Raw genomic sequence first — 16,693 nt, 5'->3', positions numbered from 1 at the left:
AGTGTCATGGGCGAAGATCCTTTTGCTGAGGAATCTTCAATCCAAACACATCATCCCGTTCTCACCCTGACTGTCGTGTACCGTGCGTCGAGTGTGAGTGAGAGGCCTGCGAGCAATAACGAACACTCGGCGGTATCCCCTCGGGCCGTGGCGTGGAATGACGTGCAATTCGGCGGGTCTGGGCGCCATCGATAGCTTGGGAACGAGGTGGAGAACTTGATGCGGAACATGATGCTGGGTTTCCTGGCTCTTGCCCTGGCCGCTTGCCAGTCGGCTCCCGCAGTGCCCCAATCCGCCACTATCGAGCCTGCGTCAGATGCTGTTGCCGTTCCTCCTCCACTCGCCTTGGATCCCGGCGCGGTTCCTCCTGACTCGGCAATCGTGGATCAATCCGTGACGATCACTCCCCCTGCGAAGGGCGTTCCGACAAAGTACGCTGCATTTTCGGGCATGTGGACTGGACGATTGGAGGGGACGTCTGAAGCCAAAGTCGCTGTGCAGACGATTTCTCCGAATGGCCAAGTGACAGTCACCTTTGCGTGGGGAAATCTGGGCGACAACAATCCGGGGGAGGCGGCCGGCGCTGGAAAAATATTGGGCAGGACATTGAAACTTGGGCGCCTACCGAATGGCGCGGACGTCAGTCTTGTGATGCTGCCGGAGGGAACCTTGGCCGGAACCGTTACGCTTGCCGACCAGACCTACACCGGCACGTTCACTAAGCAATGATCAAAGAAGCATCTAAATCTAACTGGTCGCTTGTGGCAAGCCGGCAAGCCGAATCCAGACCTCTCGCAGTTCGTCGAGTCACCAGTCGAAGAAATCCAGAACCTGGGCGTTGAGTGCCGGCACAACCAGCCTCCCGCCACCCGACTGATTCTCTGCCGAGGCTTTCTACAAATGCCGAGGTGATGCGGACATTAGCCAAGGCGCGGCAGGCCGATTAGTCACAGCTTTTGTTGTCTTGAGGGTCTGCAGCCGTTCGCCAAGTTCGGTCACCACTGCCTGGCAGGTTGGAGTTGCCCTGCAGCCTTCGGCATGAACATCCGGCACACCACTGCCCTTGGGGTCGCCAATGGCCGTGCCGACGGCAGGCGGTATAATACTTGGATCGGTTGGGAGTTGTCTGGTTTGATCGTGCCGAAATGAGTCTTGTCCATACATGTACAATACATAAAAGTGTAAATAAGATTCTTCTTATGAATAGAATGAAGATTTCCTTAACCCGTTTCTTAGCGGGCTCTTAACAGGCCATCACGGATGTGTTAGCGATTTTGCTTGCGGGGGTAGCGCGGCGATCGCCTCAACCCAGAAATGCGGCGGGGAATTTCATGGTGTCGGGCGCGCCACGCTTGGCAGTGTTGATCTTATGTGTGTCAGGTTTGAGCGGGCCGGAACTGGCGTGCCGTTTGCTCGAACCCTGAAGAACGTCGCTTTTGGCGAACCTGCATCAGGACGATTTCCAGTCCATCGCAGCTTGATGTCCGAATTGGAGTTCAGCTTGATGCCTGAATTGAAATGCACTTGAACGCGATGCCGCAGTCCCCCCCATCAGAGCCGCCGCGAACGACCCTCGCGGCGGTTCTGGCTTCGTTTCGCCGCGCCTTTGCCGGCATCGCGCTGATGAGCGGCGTGGTCAACATCCTGGCGCTGACCGGCTCGTTCTTCATGCTGCAGGTCTATGATCGCGTCATTCCCGGCCGCAGCGTGCCGACGCTCGTCGGGCTTGTGGTATTTGCCGGCACGCTGTTCGTCTTCCAGGGCGTGCTCGAGCTCATCCGGTCGCGCCTGCTGGTGCGCATCGGCATGGCGCTCGACGCGCGCATGAGCGGCCAGGTCTATGCCGCCCTCATGCGCCTGCCTTTGCGCACCAAGCTGGCAGGCGATGGCTTGCAGTCGCTGCGCGATCTCGACCAGGTGCGGTCGTTTCTGTCGAGCGTCGGACCGACGGCTCTTTTCGACCTGCCGTGGATGCCGCTCTACCTCGGCATATGTTTCCTCTTCCATTTCTGGATCGGGATGACGGCTCTGGCCGGCGCCGTCATTCTGTTCGGCCTGACCGTGTTTGCCGAGGCCCGCACGCGCGAGCCCGCCAAAAAAGCCAACAGCCAGGCGGCCGCGCGTAACACACTTGCGGAGGCGACGCGCCGCAATGTCGAGGTTCTGCAGGCGATGGGTTTTGGCTCACGCATCGCCGAGCGCTGGTCCGGCATCAACGCCGACTATCTCAGCACCAACGCGAAAGCCAGCGATCTGGCCGGCACGCTGGGAACGGTCTCGAAGATCCTGCGCATGATGCTGCAATCGGGCATATTGGCGATCGGCGCCTGGCTCGTCATCCATCAGGAGGCGACGGGCGGCATCATGATCGCCAGCTCGATCATGATGGGCCGGGCGCTGGCGCCGATCGAATTGGCGATCGCGCACTGGAAAGGCTTCGTCAATGCCCGCCAGGCCTGGGCCCGGCTGACCCAGTTGTTGGCACTGCTTCCCGAAACCGCAACCAGCGTAGACCTGCCGGCGCCGACCTCCGCTCTTAAGGTCGAAGCCATCAGCGTCACGCCGCCGGGGGAACGCCGCGTTGTCGTCCAGGACGCCAGCTTTGCGCTGGAGAAGGGCGCCGGGCTCGGCATCGTCGGCCCGAGCGCTTCGGGCAAGTCGTCGCTGGTGCGCGCGATTGCCGGGATATGGCTGCCCATGCGTGGGACCGTGAGGCTGGATGGAGCAACGCTCGACCAGTGGTCGCCGGAAGAGCTCGGCAGTCATATCGGCTATCTGCCGCAGGATGTGCAGCTGTTCGACGGCACCATCGCCGAAAACATCGCACGCTTCGAGCCTCGGGCCGCTTCGGACAAGATACTGGCGGCGGCCCGGGCGGCCGGTGTTCACGATCTCGTCGTGCATTTGCCGGAGGGCTACGAGACACGGATCGGCGAGGCCGGGTCGGCGCTGTCGGCTGGTCAGAGGCAGAGGGTGGCGCTCGCCCGGGCTCTCTATGGCGATCCCTTCCTCGTCATCCTCGACGAGCCGAATTCCAATCTCGATGCCGAGGGCGAAGCGGCGTTGACGGAAGCCATCCAGGGGGTTCGCGCGCGCGGCGGTATCGCCGTGGTCGTGGCGCACCGGCCGAGCGCGCTCGCAAGCCTCGATCAGGTGCTGGTGATGGCCAACGGCCGCGTCCAGGCCTTCGGACCGAAGAGCGAAGTCCTGAACAAGGTAACCCGTTCGAGCGGAGTTCCCTTGAAGGTCGTGTCCGGGCCTGAGGAGACTGCATCCTGATGGCGCAGGGCACGGCATCCACGATTGACCGCACCATTCGACGCTACCTGCTTGGCGGCGTTGCGGCCTGCATTCTTCTTGTCGGAGGCGCAGGAAGCCTGGCCGCCGTCACCGAGCTTTCGGGAGCAGTCATTGCTTCGGGAAAGCTGGTTGTCGATTCCAGTGTCAAGAAGGTCCAGCATCCAACCGGTGGCGTCGTCGGCGAAATCCTGGTGCGGGAAGGAGACGTCGTGCGAGCCGGCCAGGTTCTGGTCCGTCTGGACGAGACCGTGACCCGGGCCAATCTGGCGATCGTCACCAAGGGGCTTGACGAATTCGACGCGCGCCTGGCCCGGCTCGAAGCCGAGCGCGACGGCCACGACAGCATCGTCTTTCCGTCCTCGCTGATCTCACGGCAGGATGACGCCGTCGTCGCGCGCGCCATGGCCGGCGAGGAGTCGCTGTTCGAATTTCGCCGGCAGGCACGCGCCGGCCAGAAGGCCCAGCTGGAAGAGCGCATCGCGCAGCTTTCCGAAGAGTCGTCCGGTCTGACGGAGCAGCGGGCGGCCAAGAGCCAGGAAATCAAGCTGATCGGCACCGAACTCGAAAGCATCCGTAAATTGTGGCTCAAGAAGCTCATCTCGATCGACCGCATGACGGCGCTGGAGCGCGACGCGGTCCGCCTTGAAGGCGAACATGGACAACTGACTGCATCCATCGCCCAGGCCAAGGGCCGCGTTGCGGAAACCCGGCTGCAGATCATCCAGGTCGATCAGGATTTGCGCAGCGAGGTTGCCGGCGAGCTGCGTGACATCCAGGGAAAAATATCCGAATTCGTCGAGCGCAAGGTCTCGGCCGAAGACCAGCTCAAACGCATCGATATCCGCAGCCCGCAGGATGGCGTGGTCCACCAGCTCGGTGTGCACACGGTTGGCGGCGTTATCTCCCCGGGCGAGTTGGTCACGCTGATCGTCCCGGTGGCGGACGCGTTGACGGTCGAAGCGCGCGTGGCGCCCCAGGACATCGATCAACTAACGCCCGGACAGAGCGCGACCCTGCGGCTGTCGGCATTCAATCAGCGCGTAACGCCGGAACTGAATGGCACGGTCAGCAAGATCGCCGCGGACCTCAGCATCGACGAGCGAAGCGGCGTGGGTTTCTACACCGTGCATGTCATCCTGCCGCGCACGGAGCTCACCAGGCTGAAAGGGCTGACCCTGGCGCCTGGAATGCCGGTCGAAGTGTTCTTTTCGACCGGCAGCCGCACCATGCTTTCCTACCTCGTAAAGCCGCTGGCCGATCAGATCCAGCGGGCGTTCCGGGAAGAGTGACGGCGGTAAGGGCGGCTCAAGGCGAGGGCATCGGAGAAGTGGCATCGACGCCTGTTGCTATGCCGCAGGTCAGTCTGGACCGATGTCCAGGCCGACGAATTGTCCCCGACGTTCTGGTTCCCGGCGGTACGGCATAGAATCGCCGTGCGCCATTCCGCAACTCGAGCGCGAGCGATATTTTCACGCTTTCGCGACGACCGGCGCAACTGCTCGCCAACCAGCCGCAAGTGCTCTATGCTCCTGCTTGGTGTCGGTATCGATACGGTTGTCCTGGGCAGGGGCGTTCCATGTACGAAGTCGTCGCATTATGGTGGAAGACAACATCGAAAGGCCCCGCGTCACGAGGTCTTGGCCTGATCCTCGCGCTTTCCGGCTTGCTGCTGCTCGGATCGCAAGCCGCCAGCGCCGCGCCGAACTGGACGCTCGATCCCACAGCTTCAGTCATCACCTACCAGTCGGTCAAGAAGAACACGATCGTCGAGACAAACAAGATCAGGAACATCACCGGCACGCTCAGCTCGGCGGGTGATGCCAAGGTCACGTTCGACCTCAATTCGGTCGACACCGGTGTCGACCTGCGCAATGTCCGCATGCGCTTCCTGTTCTTCGAGACATTCAAGTACCCGACGGCCGAGCTGACGGCGAAGGTGGATCCCGCCGCATTCGCCGATCTCGCGACAAAGCGCAGGGTGAAGTCGACGCTGCCTTTCCGTCTCAATCTGCACGGCGTCGACAAGGACCTCGAGGCCAGCATCGTCGTCACCATGATCAGCGATAACATGGTGTCGGTCGCTTCGGAGGCTCCGGTCGCTGTCCATGTGGAGGATTTCGGCTTGTTGCCCAACGTCGACAAGCTGCAGCAGGCGGCCAATGTGACCAACATCGTGCCAACCGCGTCGGTGTCGTTCGATTTCGTCTTCACCGCCGACGGCAGCAAGCCGGCCGCCACCCAGGCCGCCGCGGCGACTTCGGCCGAAGTGGGGCCCGTTACCACCGACGCCGCCAAGGCGAACTTCAGCGACGAGGAATGCCTGAACAGGTTCGCCGTGCTTTCGCGCACCGGCGCCATCTACTTCCGGCCGGCCAGCGCGCGGCTCGATGCGAAGAGCCGGCCGCTGCTTGAAGAGGTTGAAGGTGTCGTCGGCAAATGCCCGAGCCTCAAGGTCGAGGTTTCCGGTTATACCGATTCCGATGGATCGCCGGAGGCGAACAAGCAACTGTCGGAGCGGAGGGCCCAGGCGGTTGCCGACGCCATTGTTGCCGCGGGCATTCCTCGCAGCCAGATCACAGCGACCGGCTATGGCGAGGAGCGGCCGGTTGCCGCCAACGATACGTCCAAGAACAAGGCGCTCAATCGGCGGATCGAGTTTTCCGCTACCAAGCTCTGAGGTTCCGGTGAGCTGCGATCGGATCGCCCGTTGCGGCGGCCTCTTTCGCGCCGCCGGCCTTGCGGCGCTCGCCTTGCTTTTGACTTTGACGGCCGCCAGTGCCCAGCGCCGCGTCGCACTTGTCCTCGGCAACTCCCAGTACGAGCACGCGCCGCCGCTCGCCAACCCGGTGCGCGACGCCCAGGCCATGGCCGAGCGGTTGAAGAAGCTCGACTTCGAGGTGGTTTCGGGCTTCGACCTGACCAAGCCGCGGACGCAGGCGACGATCGCCCAATTCGCAAAACAGGTGCGTGGTGCCGATATAGCGCTGTTCTTCTACGCCGGTCACGGCTTGCAGGTTTCGGGCAAGAACTATCTGCTTCCGGTCGACGCCGCGTTGGAGGACGAGACCTCCCTCGACTTCGAGGCCGTGCCGGTTGATTTCATTCTGCTCCAGATGTCGCGCGAGACCAGCATAAGGCTAGTGTTTCTCGACGCATGCCGCGACAATCCCCTCGCCGAGGTGTTGGCCAGGACCGCGGGCGTCAACGGTGCAAGCAGCGGCCTTGCGGAGATTCCTATCGAGAATGATGGCGCCGGCACCCTCGTCGCTTTCGCCGCCAGGCCCAATCAACTGGCGTTTGACGGGTCGGGCGAACATTCGCCTTTCACCTCGGCGCTGCTCCGGCATATCGGCGCATCCAATGTCACCATTACCGAGGCGATGAACAGAGTTGCCAGCGACGTCTTCAATGCAACCGCCGGCAAGCAGAGTCCCTGGATCAACCTTTCGCTGACCAGGGAAGTCGTCCTGCGCAAGGTTGATCTCGATGCACCATTGATCGTGGGCGAGGCGAGTGCGCCTCAGACCGAAGGCGGATCCGACGCGCGCAACACCGGCGCGGCAAGTGCGTCAGGCCAGAGCGACGATCAGCTTGCGCTCGATGTGCTGCGTCGGAAAATCCCCAAGCTGGCATCGGATGCACCGATCCTTTTCGAGCATCCGATCGATTTCGGCGATCCGGCAATCGACGGCAAGAGCATTGCCCAGTTGATCAAGGGCAAGCCCCTGTTCAGCCCGGTCGAGGGATTGGACAAGTCGGTTTGGGAGGGCAAGCACTGCGACGGCTGCCATGAATGGAACGAGGCCCGGCTGTGCGATCAGGCGAAAAATTTCGCCGCCAACGATGTCTCTGTTTTGCGCCTGCAACATCCGCTGGGAACACGCTTCAAGGTGGCGCTCGCCAAATGGGCTCAGGGTGGCTGCAAGTAGGGCTGTAAGGTGATGGCATCGCCCATCCGGTTCTATCGGGTGATCTATTATGCATTCGCTGATTGGCGCAGCGCCTCGATCTCGGCCATCTGGATGCCCATTTCGACAAACGCGGAAAGAACGGCAAAGCGGTCCGCCAGTGCGACACGCGCCAGCCCGGCAAGAACACCGGCATTGACCGCATGGGCGGCAGGAAATGGCTGCAAGGCCGATACCATCGTCGGCGCCATGGCCGAGCCATTGTCATGCCATCCCGCGGCCAAAGCGATCCAGCCGACCGGGGTCGTTGGCGGTGTCGCCGCGGCTGTGCTGATTGTCGCTCGATGATGTGGACTGTCCGGTTCACCCACCCAGTCACGAACATGCGCAAGCAATTCGTGATCGGCCTCATGGAGCAGGTCCGTCAGGTGGCTCAGGCATTCATGCGCCCACCAGACCGAGGCCCGCTCGGGAAGCAGGTAGGCACAGAAGGTAATCGCTTCCTCGGGAACGCGCCCGGCGAGGAGGTCGCGGCAAAACGCGACCGAGTGCTGTTCGGTTGGAAGGGTTCCCATGTCCCGGGCAACAGCGGGACAAGCCATGAAGAGATCCCGTGCCGTCTTGAATCGGAGCCCGTTGGCCATGACCGCTACGCTTCCATCGAGGAGCTTTGGCCACTCAAGCCTCAGGCGCGGCGCGGGTCAAGTCTCAACCGGTGACGCTGCAACAACTGCCGGCGCCGCCGTATCCCCTGGCGTTTATCGACAGACAATTACCCCGGAGTTTGGTATGATCACGACCATCGAAATCGGATGCTCAAACAGGAGTAACCGCTATGCAGTGGGGCAGTTCAGCCTTTGTGTTGGCGGTCGTGTTTTTCTCGACCCACGCTTACGCCGACCCGGTTCAGAAATCAGAAGACATCGTGAAGTTTTTTGCTGGTGCCGCCGACCTCGGCAAGTCGCGTGGAATTTGTGTCGGCACCGAGGAGGAATGCAAAAGCAAGAGCAAGGCGAAAGACGCGCCGGCAGAAAAATCCAGCCTCGATATGCTGATCAATTTCGGGCTGGATTCGGCTGAACTAGACGCGACAGCGCGTAGTGAACTCGACCAGTTCGCCACGGCCCTGAAGGACCAGCGGCTAAGCACCTTCAGTTTCGTCGTCGAGGGTTACACCGACGCCACCGGCACGGTGCATTACAACGAAGGCCTGTCGCAACGACGAGCGCAATCGGTGGCAGCCTACCTGACGGCCAGCGGTATCGAAGCCACCCGCATCAACCCGATCGGCATGGGCGAAAAAAATCCGCGCAGCCCTAACCCGTACGATCCGGCCAACCGCCGCGTGGAAATGCGGATAAAGACGCAATAGCGCGCCAGCTGCTGAGTACCGCCAGAAACCGTGCCCAATAGGCCTTGGTACGCCGGTGGTCAGTTCTTGAGCACGCCGCCCACAGCCACACCGGTGCCGAAGATCAGCGCCTTGGTCAGGAAGTCGTTATTGTCCTGCGGCGGCGGCGGATCATCCTGCCGCACCACGGTGTCGCGGTTGCGCTGCCTCTGAACGACCTGCTGTTGCTTGCGGGGTTTCTGTGCCACCGGTCTCTGCGTGCGGACCTTCTTTACCACCTGCTGCTTCGGCTGCGTCGCGCGGGCCTGATCGGCAGCATATCTGGCGCGCACCGCTTCCATCATCGGATCTGTCTGGATCACGAGGAACGACAGTTGCTCGCGCGTCAGATAGGTGGTCTGCGGCAAACCGTTCTTTGCTTGCCAGATGCCGATCGCCTGACGGGTCTGCGGGCCTATGTTTCCGTCGATGCGGCCAAGCTCGTTGCCCAACGCTTCGATGCGCAATTGCAGATCGATACGTCCTTGGCGATCAAGGCCGATCGCACCTTCCGTCAACTCGGTACCCGGAGTTTGTTTTATCTCGTCCGAAACGCCCACCGAGGTGCGCACGGCAGAGCCGGAACTGGCGTTCGCCTGGTCCGTATCGAGCGCAGCGACCTGCCGGTTTTGAGCTTTCGGGTCGTTCAATTCGTCGATGTTCAGCCGTGCCACGGTGGCGAAGCGGCCGTTGGGAAACTGGTCGAGATAGGCCTCGTAGAACGGAATTGAATTGCGCTTAGAAGCCTCATCCCAAAGGCGCTGCTCGACTTCCCAGGAGGGAGGATCACTGGCAACAGGGGCGGGTGTCGATGCCGCCGCGGCGTTCGACGCGTCGGCCACTGGATTTGTAGCAGGCGCCGCTGCCGAGGCGGGCTTTCCCAGGAAAACCTCGCGTCCCAGCGATGCGTTGTGCCACGGCCTCTGGCGACCTTGCGTGGTTTCGGTCACCTCGCCGCGCACGCGCGTTAGCGCGCTCTGGATTTCCACGCCGGGTTCGGTCAGATGCCTGGCAAGCGCCGTTGAGTAAGGACTGTCGACCCCGTTGCCGTCGAATGCGATGGCGCCCGGATCCGTTGCATAGGCAATCAGCAGGCCGCCGGTTCCAATGCCGTCCGATTTTGCTTCGACTGGCGCCAGGCCGGTGCCCAACGAGGTGGAGCGGCTTTTCGGCAGCGAGGCCGCCAGTGTCCTTGCCAGCGGATTGTCGCGGCAGGCATCGAGTATGATGACGCCAATTGCCGGGTCCGGCGGCAACGCGGCCATGAAATCGTCGATCTGGATCGTACGGGTCTTGAGATAGGCTGGCGTGGTCAATTCGGCGTCGACCGGTATCAAGTAGTTCTTGCCGTCGACCTGCATGCCGTGACCGGCATAGAAAATGACCGCGAGGTCCGCCTCGTAGGATTGTTCGGTGAACCGGCTGATGAGGCTATGCATGCCTGCATTGTCCTGATCGACCCCCTCGATCACCTCGAACCCGGCATTGCGCAGCGTCGATGCGATCAGGTGGGCATCGTTGGCGGGGTTGGGCAAGGTAACAGCATGAACGTATTTGCTGTTGCCGATCACCAGCGCGACGCGTTTGGCGCCAGGCGTGGCAGCCTGGGCGCCGAACGCGGCAAGGAAAAACAGGATAATCCCGCTTAGAAAGACAGCGAACGCTTTCATGGACCAACCCTCCGCCCATCAGGGCGCACTATTGATGTCTGCGCATGCTAAATTTCGTCAGCGACAAGGTCGCTTATGCCAAAAATGACTCTTGGGCATATGTGCCCTGGCCACCGTTTTGGTTCACAAAGCCCAAAAAAGTTGCCTATATTAACACTTGGCAACGGGAGCACCAATAGTCTGAGAGGCCCATGCCGCGACGGCGCGGCTCAGATCGTATTCTGAATTGAACTTATGAGGGCTGTGACGGCCTGTTTGTATTTTTCGAACTCAGGCGATGTCTGGCGGATTTCCGTTGTCGTTGTCCGAGGACTGGCGTCAGTCGTGACCCGAGCAATTTTTTGGCCCATTTTCCTTTCGGCCCAATCGACGACATAGCCGGCGGTCTTGCCCGTGAGAAAGGGGTTGGCTTGAATGACGGCGGACCCGAGCACGGCGCTCAGTTGCGCCGCACCCGACGCCGACAGCACCTGATGCGCGCCTTCCATGCCCAGGAAATGGCAGAGATAGAGCCGGCCGGCTGTGATCTGATGGCCGCGTGCCCGAAGATAGGCTTCGCCTTCCCGCGCCAGATTTCGCACCATCTCGCGCGAGATCGTGGCGTCGTAGCGTAGAGCGAGCAGGTCGGCCGTCGACAGCGTTCGTGCAAGTTCAGGGCGGTAGGTGTTCATCATCCGGATCCAGGTCTTTGTTATGAATTGGCCGGCGCCGGTTGCTGAAGAATTTGGGTTCTTGGCGCGGGCGCTGCCACCGCTTTCGACATGAACGATACGGTCGGTCAGCGTTTCGACGGCGGTATCGTTCGTTGCGACCGCGACGGCCGTCACCGTGCCCAGCGGATCGATCGCCTCGCCGTTCAGATAGAGTTCGAAATGCAGATGCGGCCCGGTCGACAGGCCGGTGGTGCCTATATAGCCAATGATGTCACCGGCCTTCACCTTCGTGCCGACACCGCTTGCGATTGCGAATTTCTGCATATGCGCGTAGCGCGTCTCGCGCCCGTTGGCATGCGCAATCTTCACCAAATTGCCGTAACCGCCGCCGTCGCCCTGGAAGGTGATCTCGCCTTCGAAGGCGGCTGCGATCGGCGTACCGACGGGGGCCGCCCAATCGACGCCCTTGTGGATGCGAACCACGCCCAGAATTGGGTGCTTGCGTGGGCCGAAGGTGGATGTCATGACCCCGTTGACCGGCGTGACCATGCCATTGGTGACCGTCAGCGAGCGAACCTGATCATCGCCCGTAACGCATGCAAACTGACCGTCACTCTGCTGGAAGACAAAGCATTCGAGGCTCTTTTCAGTACCCTGCACACCGACATACAGCACGCGTCCGTCGGTCTCGCTTTTGCCGCGCGGCGTTTGTGAATAGATCAGGACGAGGCGCTGGTCCTCGCTGGCGAAGGCGTCCAGATCCTGTCCTCTCGACAGGTACATGATCGCTTCGCCGATTACGCCGGTCGGAACCTTGTTGCGTGCCGCCGTCGAATAGATTGCGTCGAGGAGGCGATACTGCCGCTTGTGCGTGCCTTCCTGCGGCGCGCCCGAATAGTTGAACAGATCTTCCCGGACCCAAGGATCGACACCCGATACGAAAACGCCCGCTGCATTGCGCGTCAGCGTGCCGACAAAGACGTTCTTGGCGTAGATCGACACCTGCATGAGCGACATCGATGTCGTCTCGCGCGTCGGCCTGAAACCGCGCATGGCGACGACATAACCCGGTTCCAGGCCTTCCCGGTTGAAAAGCGCCTTCATCGCTTCCCCCGCCAGCTTGGCGTCCTCGGCCGAAAAATGGGCATCGAGAGCGACACTATCCAAACTGCGGTCGTTGAGGATTTTCACGAACGTGTCTCCTGTTGCCTCGAACCGCTGGTACTCATTCGCGACGGTTGCGACACTCGTGTTGTTTTCGATCTGTGTTTTCTGGAATGCGGGAAGGGCTGCCTCGCCTGCATCGATTGTTTCACCCCAGCCTGCTTCGGGATCGTCGGTGCCCATCTGCTGTCCCGGGACAGACGGGGTCTCGTTGGGAGCAGGCGAGGGCTGAAGATCGTTCTGCAGGTCCCCCGCCGGTGGCTGGAGATCGTCCTGCGGATCGTCGGACGGTGGCGGGGCGGTCTGCCGTTGTGCCTGGAAGAATGCGAAGTCCTCCTGCGTCGACGGTATCGTCGTCATGAATTTTTCGCTGGCGCTGAGCATCACATCCGACAGGATTTCGATCCGCGGAGAAACCCCGGCCTGATCGAGATCCGTCGGCCTCGCGATCGAATGGCCTTTCGACGTGGTGTCGGCGTCGGGGGCAAGGGTGATCCACATCGGATCCCCGGCAAGGTCGATGATGGCAGGCACATAGACCGAGGCATCGGCCGGCACGTCGTCCACCCCTTCAACCGCGTGCAGTTCTTCGTCTTCGTCGCCGAACGACCAATAGTCCGCTGTGAGGTAGAAGCCGACGGCGATCGACAGCAGGACAATCGAGGCAAGACCGGCAAGCAGCCGGCGCCAGAGCTTGCGTCTGCGAAGCGCAAGGCGCGCCTGCTTTTTCTGCCTGAAGCTCGTGTCGATACTGTGCGTCACGGGCTGCTTCCGGTCAGGAAGAACGTCCACCGCACCTGTTCGAGCGTGTCGACTTCGAGGAATTGCGCGGCGATATGGCCGCGCTGCCAGCATTCGTCGATGCCGCGGATGGAGAAACGTCGCCGTTCGATGCACATGTCGGTCGACCCTGTCAGGATCGCGTGGCCGAAGACGTCAGTTGCGTAGATGTAGATGTAGCGGTTCGTCAGTTCCTCCCGGATGACGTTCACGCATTGATTTGCGCCGATGGTCCACCAGCCGTCGGTCTGGTCCGCATTGTCGATCTTCTGGCCGACCGCGAGATTGACGACGTCGAGAGTCTGATTGCAGACCGTGAATTCGGCGCGCGCTTCGCCGGATGACAGCACGCTCAGCAGCGCGGCGCCCGAGATGACCGCAAGCTTCATGCGGCCCCCGAGCGCAAGCACGGCTCGGACCGGGTCACGCCGCCTTACAGGCAAGTCGGCGGACGAGTGGGGCAAACACGAGCGGAGTTCCATCGGGCGCCCATGCTATCCGCCGAGTCGGAAATACTTGGCAGTGGCTGAAAACTGAGATCCGTTGGTCTCGATTTCCTCGAGAATTTTGGGCAGCAGCACCGAGGCCGGCGTCGGCGTGGAGAACGCAGCCGCCTGAATATCCTGCGGCCCCGTGATCACCATTATGATCTGCGGCTCGGCCTTTCCTGCGGCCTTGTCGGCGGCGCCGAGACCAATCGGGATGCTGAAGGTAGCCTTGTCCGATTGTGCGACGACGCGGTCGTCGAGATTGAACGCCATGCCTTTGTGATCGATCAGCAGCACGCTGGAAATGAGCCCGCCACGCGTTACCAGCGTACCGCTGATCGGCGTACCGTTCGGCACCGATGTCCGGTCGAGAACAAGCCGCGGCTTGTCGGCCGCGGTCTGCCCCAGAAAGCGCAGAAAATTGGTGACCTCGCATTGGCTCGGCTCAATGAGGCGGACGCTGATGTCCGGCTCGACATGGAATTTTGCCTGGAAATCGCCCAGCATCTGTTCGAACGGCTGGACCGCCGTTCCAAATCCTTCGATCGCGGCGGCGTTGTCGGTTGCCGACGTCATGGTCGCGTAGAAACAGTCGCCACCGCTGAAGTCGCGAACCCAGGAGACTCGCTGCGCGATGTCGTCGGCCACCGGCGGGATCGCTGGTTTGGGCACATTCAATGCGACGACAGGGTTCGGCTGTTTGGTTTCCGGCGACATCGCCTTTTGGTTCTCTGCGTTCGCGGCATCCGTCTGGCTTGCAGTGGATTTGGGCGTCGGCGCGGTCATCTTGGGCACTGCCGGCTGGCTGATCCGTGGTTCGGGCTTTGGGCTCTCCACAACCGCTGGCTGGGCCGGCGGTGTCTTTTCGGACGGCTGCTGGGCGTCCGTTGCCGATGACTTCGGAGGTTCCTTGGTTTGCGCGGGGACAGTGGACTTCGCCGGCTCCGGCGGTTGCACAGCCTTGGCATCTGCCTGGCTTCCAGCCGGCGGCGGATTCGCCTCTGTTTGCGGTTGCGCTTCCATTGCCGGCGGCTTCGAGGGCTCCTCGGTCTTCGAAGGGACTTCGGCGGGCTTGGCCGGTTGCGGCTTTTGAGCCGCCGCGGCGTCTGGCTGATCTTCAGCCGGCGGTACGCTGGCCTCCGGCTGCGCGGGCGGAACTGCCTTTGCAGGCTCAGGGGCGTTCGCGACTTTGTCCGTGGGGGCTGGCTTCGACGTTTCCGGTACAGGCTTTGTTGGTTCGGGCGCGGAAAGCGACGTCTTGCCGACAGTTGGCGTAGCAGGCGTCATGAAGCCGCTCAGATACAGGCCCGCGCTTGAGGCGACAGCCAGCGTCGCCAAGGCAGCGATCGCGATGGTTCGGGTCCTCGTGGATTTTCCGGGCAGATCCGCCGTGACCGCGCGTGGAGGACCGGCGACCGGCGAGGGCTGCGGATCGGACAAATGCGCGGGCCGGACATGCGGGACGAAGCGCTGCTCGCCCGGGCCAGTTGACGTCGGCGCCTTGTGTCCCGCGACATTGGACGGCTGGGGCTGGCCCTGGGGATCAGGAGCAAGGGTTTGCCCGGCTGGCGGCAAACCTGGCCGGTCGCGGGGTGTCCTGGACGTCGGCGGCATCGTTCCTTCGTCTTCGCCACGTGTCATTCTGGCGATGTCCGCCATGCTGACTGGCCGGTCTCGCGGATCCGGTTGCAGCATGGATTCAACAATGCCACGAAAATCGTCGTCGATGTCGGAGAGATCGGGCACGACCCGGCGCTTTTCGATGATCTCGAACTGCGATCCGCTCATGTCGATCGGTTTGCCGCGCAGAGCGGCGGCCAGCACCAGCCCAAGGCTGTAGATGTCGGACTGTTCACTTACGTCGCCGCTGTACAGGCCGAGCTGTTCGGGCGAAACGTAGTTGTACTTTCCCGCGAACTTTCCGCCAATCAGCGTCTCCCCGCCTACGGTCGCTGATCGCGCAATGCCGAAATCGATGATCTTTGCGCGGTCGACCCGGCCCCCTGGCAGGATGATATTGTCCGGCGAGAGATCGCGATGGATTGCTCCCGCCTGATGTACGGCGCTCAGGCCGGATGCGAGGCGATGGCAGAGCTTGCACACCTCTTCCGTCGGCATCGGCCCACGCCGCATGATGTCGAACAGCGACTCGCCGTCGACGAATTCCATGGCAAGGTAGGGACGGCCGATCCCCGGATCGATCGTGAAGACGTGGTATCGCACGACCGCATCATGCGACAGGTGGTTGAGGATCGAGGCCTCCTTGCGGAACAAGGACAGGATCGTCTGGTCACGGGCAAACTCGGGCAGAACGATCTTGATCGCGACGTGGTCTCCGGTCTGGATGTTGTGGCCACGGTAGACCTCGCCCATGCCGCCGAATGCGATCCGCTCGTCAAGTTCATAGATGCCGCTGAGTTGCGTGCCTACGGCGGTGTTGGCCACCTGCGGCGATATCCGCGTCTTGTCGTCGGCGCTCATTAGCCTTGGCCCTCCGCACTGGACAAATCAGGGTGGAGCGATTGTCCGTTGCGCTCGTTGCCGATCTTCACCAGCACAATGGTGACATTGTCCGTTCCGCCCCGCGTCAGCACCGTTTCCAGCAGATTTTCGCACGCCGCCTGAGGTGTCGCCGATACTACAGCGGCCTCGATCTCCGCGTCGGTGACATGCGCTGTCAGCCCATCGGTGCTCAACACAAAAATGTCCCCCGGCATCAGTTCGCCTTGCTGGAAATCGATGACGAATTCGTCGCTGACGCCGACCGCATGCGTGATGACATTGCGGCGTGGCCAGGTGAGCGCCTCGGCTGCGGTGATCATGCCTCGATCGAGGAGTTCCTGGACTTCGGTGTGGTCTTTCGAAATCTGCGAGATCGAGGCGTTGCGGATCAGATAAACCCGGCTATCACCCGCCCACAGGCAGGCAAACCGCCCGTCCATCGCCAACAGGGCGGCTACGGTTGAACCGATGGTTATGCCGCGGGATTCCGATATGCCGCGGATCTCGGCATTGGCCCGGCTCAGCCTGTCCTCGAAACGCGCCCGCAAATCCGGCGCGGAGCTTGCGATGCCGATCGTCGCCAGATGGTCGACAATGCTGGCCGAGGCGACCTCTCCGGCCTCATGCCCGCCCATTCCGTCGGCCACCACCCAGAGGCCGGTTCGTGGCTCGAGCAGATAGCTGTCCTCATTGTGCTCGCGGACACAGCCTTTGTGGCTCACGCCGAAGCTTTCAACGGGAAGGGCGACATCGTTCAATTTGCCACCAAGCGCTTCTCAAGCGCCCTCTACGGCACACCGCCAGGCGCCCGCTCAAGCCACTTTGCCACAGGCTCGAA

Annotated in this window: 12 protein-coding genes; 6 read left to right on the top strand and 6 right to left on the bottom strand. The window is 61.9% G+C overall.

Translation table 11 applies throughout. From position 1 onward, the window contains the following. Positions 1–219: 219 nt before the first annotated feature. The 5 genes from NKH02_RS01230 to NKH02_RS01210 all read left to right on the top strand — a co-directional run bounded on the left by NKH02_RS01230 (position 220) and on the right by NKH02_RS01210 (position 7,229). On the top strand, positions 220–729 hold the full coding sequence (locus NKH02_RS01230; RefSeq protein ID WP_352875740.1) for a hypothetical protein: 510 nt from the start codon (positions 220–222) through the stop codon (positions 727–729). 804 nt (positions 730–1,533) lie between these two features. Further along, entirely contained in the window at positions 1,534–3,279 is a 1,746-nt protein-coding gene (locus tag NKH02_RS01225) for a type I secretion system permease/ATPase (RefSeq protein ID WP_352875750.1), read from the top strand. Beyond that, complete coding sequence (locus NKH02_RS01220) at positions 3,279–4,589, top strand: HlyD family type I secretion periplasmic adaptor subunit (protein WP_352875738.1); 1,311 nt, start codon at positions 3,279–3,281, stop codon at positions 4,587–4,589. Before NKH02_RS01225 ends, NKH02_RS01220 begins: the two co-directional genes overlap by 1 nt. 287 nt (positions 4,590–4,876) lie before the next feature. Then, the gene (locus NKH02_RS01215) at positions 4,877–5,977 is read left to right on the top strand and encodes an OmpA family protein (RefSeq protein WP_352875737.1); all 1,101 of its coding nucleotides are present in this window, start codon (positions 4,877–4,879) and stop codon (positions 5,975–5,977) included. Positions 5,978–5,984: 7 nt separating this feature from the next. After that, positions 5,985–7,229, top strand: a complete 1,245-nt coding sequence (locus NKH02_RS01210) for a caspase family protein (RefSeq protein WP_352875736.1) — start codon at positions 5,985–5,987, stop codon at positions 7,227–7,229. Between the two features lie 47 nt (positions 7,230–7,276). Here the strand turns inward: NKH02_RS01210 and NKH02_RS01205 are convergent, their stop codons facing one another. Then, positions 7,277–7,852 carry a DUF6931 family protein gene (locus NKH02_RS01205; RefSeq protein WP_352875735.1) on the bottom strand — a complete coding sequence of 192 codons (576 nt, stop codon included), beginning with the start codon at positions 7,850–7,852 and terminating at the stop codon, positions 7,277–7,279. A 191-nt stretch (positions 7,853–8,043) separates the two neighbouring features. Between NKH02_RS01205 and NKH02_RS01200 the strand changes: the two genes are divergently transcribed. Beyond that, positions 8,044–8,580 carry an OmpA family protein gene (locus tag NKH02_RS01200; RefSeq protein WP_352875734.1) on the top strand — a complete coding sequence of 179 codons (537 nt, stop codon included), beginning with the start codon at positions 8,044–8,046 and terminating at the stop codon, positions 8,578–8,580. Between the two features lie 59 nt (positions 8,581–8,639). Here the strand turns inward: NKH02_RS01200 and NKH02_RS01195 are convergent, their stop codons facing one another. From NKH02_RS01195 to NKH02_RS01175, 5 genes are all read right to left on the bottom strand, one after another. Continuing rightward, positions 8,640–10,268, bottom strand: coding sequence for a caspase family protein (locus tag NKH02_RS01195; protein ID WP_352875732.1), 1,629 nt, complete (start codon positions 10,266–10,268; stop codon positions 8,640–8,642). Positions 10,269–10,477: 209 nt separating this feature from the next. Continuing rightward, on the bottom strand, positions 10,478–12,847 hold the full coding sequence (locus NKH02_RS01190; protein WP_352875731.1) for a M23 family metallopeptidase: 2,370 nt from the start codon (positions 12,845–12,847) through the stop codon (positions 10,478–10,480). Next, entirely contained in the window at positions 12,844–13,254 is a 411-nt protein-coding gene (locus tag NKH02_RS01185) for a DUF1036 domain-containing protein (protein ID WP_352875729.1), read from the bottom strand. Before NKH02_RS01185 ends, NKH02_RS01190 begins: the two co-directional genes overlap by 4 nt. A gap of 105 nt (positions 13,255–13,359) precedes the next feature. Further along, positions 13,360–15,834, bottom strand: a complete 2,475-nt coding sequence (locus NKH02_RS01180) for a serine/threonine-protein kinase (RefSeq protein WP_352875728.1) — start codon at positions 15,832–15,834, stop codon at positions 13,360–13,362. Beyond that, complete coding sequence (locus tag NKH02_RS01175; protein WP_352866743.1) at positions 15,834–16,613, bottom strand: PP2C family protein-serine/threonine phosphatase; 780 nt, start codon at positions 16,611–16,613, stop codon at positions 15,834–15,836. The genes NKH02_RS01180 and NKH02_RS01175 overlap by 1 nt, the downstream gene beginning before the upstream one ends. Positions 16,614–16,693 lie beyond the last annotated feature (80 nt).

The organism is Mesorhizobium sp. M1396, from assembly GCF_040317725.1.
Lineage (GTDB): Bacteria > Pseudomonadota > Alphaproteobacteria > Rhizobiales > Rhizobiaceae > Mesorhizobium.
Note: the sequence above shows the minus strand (reverse complement) of the source record. Positions and strands in the feature narration are given on the sequence as shown.